This is a genomic window from Cryobacterium sp. M91 (assembly GCF_002929615.1).
In the GTDB taxonomy this organism is placed as follows: domain Bacteria; phylum Actinomycetota; class Actinomycetes; order Actinomycetales; family Microbacteriaceae; genus Cryobacterium; species Cryobacterium levicorallinum.
The window spans coordinates 1-2,342 of the sequence record NZ_PJJT01000019.1 but is presented as its reverse complement, the minus strand read 5'-3'; the positions used below and the strand labels follow the sequence as shown (position 1 = coordinate 2,342).

Annotated in this window: 2 protein-coding genes and 1 pseudogene; 1 reads left to right on the top strand and 2 read right to left on the bottom strand. The window is 59.6% G+C overall.

What is annotated here, in order from left to right; genetic code table 11:
* Positions 1-135 precede the first annotated feature (135 nt).
* On the bottom strand, positions 136-615 hold the full coding sequence (locus CXY80_RS00165; protein ID WP_233194733.1) for a tetratricopeptide repeat protein: 480 nt from the start codon (positions 613-615) through the stop codon (positions 136-138).
* A 121-nt stretch (positions 616-736) separates the two neighbouring features.
* Positions 737-1,783 carry a S66 peptidase family protein gene (locus CXY80_RS00160; protein WP_104131125.1) on the bottom strand — a complete coding sequence of 349 codons (1,047 nt, stop codon included), beginning with the start codon at positions 1,781-1,783 and terminating at the stop codon, positions 737-739.
* Positions 1,784-1,971: 188 nt separating this feature from the next.
* Between CXY80_RS00160 and CXY80_RS19805 the strand changes: the two are divergent.
* Positions 1,972-2,342, top strand: a pseudogene (locus tag CXY80_RS19805) (transposase); the annotation flags it as partial.

Genomic DNA, 2,342 nt, shown 5'->3' with positions numbered 1-2,342 from the left:
CGCGTCAGTGCCATCCTGCTCTTCATCCTGCGCTGACTCTATTGCAATTTCTGCCCGTCTTCGCCTTGTCATGCATCCGCAAGAGGAACTCCCTACGGGACGCTCGACTCTTTTGTTCGTCGCGCGCGCTGGCGGTTACTTGGGATCGACAATATCGTCGGCATATCGGTCAATGACGCCTTGATAGAGGGGCAGCGTCTTCCCCAAAGCCTTGAGGGCGACTCGTAAAGCGTCGCCAGGACGCCCAGCGTCGAAGAGCGATAACGCCAGGAAAGCTTCGCCTGCATCGCCGATCGTAGGGTCGGAGCTAACGCCTTCCAGAATCTTGATCGCTTCGGTGGTCTCACCGATGTTACGAAGTGAGCTGGCCAGCTGGATGAGAGCTTGAGATCGACGGACAGGGTCGAGGTCTAGGTCTAGCGCACGTCGGTAAAGCGGGATCGCTTCCGCTTCCCGTCCAAGAAAGTCTTGCACCGACGCCCACTCGTAGATGGCGGCCGGATCATCGTCGTCCCGCTCTGCGGCCAGGAGTTGCATTGAACCGAGAATGACGTCTGCGTCGGAGTCACTGGCCTCCAGCCAGAATCTTCTGATGCGTTCTTCCCAGTTGGCCATGGCCAATTTTGGCAGACTGCAGGACTGCTTGAGCACTGCCCAATGGGGAACCCTCTGCGGAAGCGCGTGGAGTCGCCACCGTTAGTTGTGCGGCGGACGTTTCGAAACGCAGTGCGCTGACTCAGCTGTAGTCGGCGCTGACTGTACGGGCTATGCCGTCGAGCCGGATCGTTTGGCCGTGCGGGACGATCCACTGCGGTCTGGTGTGTCCGAATGGCACTCCGACACAGATCACGGCTTCGGAGTTATATCGGGCGACTTGTTCGATGATGGTGTCACGCTGAACTGCGCGCAGTCGAGCGCACTCGATCGCTAATGGGACGGCTGAATTCAGTTCGCTGACGGGTGGACGGGCGACGAGAACACCGGCGACGGCATCGAGAACTCCTCGCTCGCCCAGGGCACGCACCCAACGCTTCACTGTGTCGGCATTTGGGAGTTCCTCGCTCGTTTCGAGCAGGAGAATCGCCCCTTCCAGGTCGGCGACGTCGGGCATCCGGTTGGCGAGAGCGATCTGATCGATGACTTCGATGCATCCGCCCCACGTTGGACCTTCGGCCACCGTGTTTGCGCCCGCCCATGCCCACGGTTCGGTCGGTTCACGAATACCGAATTCGGTTAGAGCGCGGCGATCCGTCCACGAGATGCCGAAGTCTTCGGACTCGCCCGGATCGGTGAGGTCGATACTGCCTCCGTCAAGAAGCGCCGCACGCAGTGAAGCCACATGCACGTCATCGACATGCGGGCCTGGTCCGAGGTGAACTTGTGTTGAGCCACCGTAGTAGCTGGGCACCCCGAGGTTCCAGAGAAGGTTGTGCAGGTTTGTGTTGTCGCTGTATCCGAGAAACGGTTTGGGGTTTGAGGCAAGGATGTCGGTGTCGATGTGTGGGATGACGGTGATCTGATCATCCCCTCCGATCGTTGCAAGAACCGCCCGAATACTTGGATCGGCAAACGCTGCCTCAATATCGGCAGCTCGCGCCTCGGCGCTCGCACCGAGCTGCCGTGTCGTCGGATACTCAACCGGCACAAGCCCAGTGACTTCTGTGAGGCGCCGCATCGCCTGCTCGTGGATGGCCTCGGACACCGCCGGAGCCGCGAACGCCGGGGATAGAATAGCGACCCGATCGCCGACAGCGGCCTTGGGGACGTTAGTGAATGTGCGCATCCAGTCATTGAATCAGAGGATCGGAACGCCACGCACGTCATAACGTCCGCAAAGGAAAGCTCAGCGGGAACCGTCGACGACTCTAAACCGTTCAAGCACCACAAGTGTGTCGTCATCCACAAGGGACTGCCTCCTGTTTGGTTGACTCCTGACCTGTGGAGCTTCGTCTTCGCTGGAAAGATGTCATCATGCCCAAGCCCTACCCACCCGAGTTTCGCCGTGATGTTGTCGCGGTCGCCCGGAAGCACGAAGCCCCGCTGAACTNCAGATCGCGAAAGACTTCGGAATTTCGGAGTCCTGCCTCATGAACTGGCTGAAAAAAGCCGACGTCGAGGAAGGCGTCAAGCCGGGTATGACCGAGAAGGAGTCCGCAGAACTGCGGGATGCGAAGAAACGTATCCGGCTGCTTGAGCAAGGAGCCGAGGTCATGCGCCGTGCCGTCGCCTATCTTTCCCGGGACGTCAACCCAAAATGATGTACCCGTTGGTCCGTGAACTGGCCGTCGACAGGATCCCTGTCACGGTGACCTGCCGGGTATTGAACTTCTCCAAGCAAGCCT

Excerpts from the sequence above, each read along its gene's own strand:
- CXY80_RS00165 (WP_233194733.1), bottom strand. The coding sequence starts at position 615 with ATGGCCAACTGGGAAGAACGCATCAGAAGATTCTGGCTGGAGGCCAGT.
- CXY80_RS00160 (WP_104131125.1), bottom strand. The coding sequence starts at position 1,783 with ATGCGCACATTCACTAACGTCCCCAAGGCCGCTGTCGGCGATCGGGTC.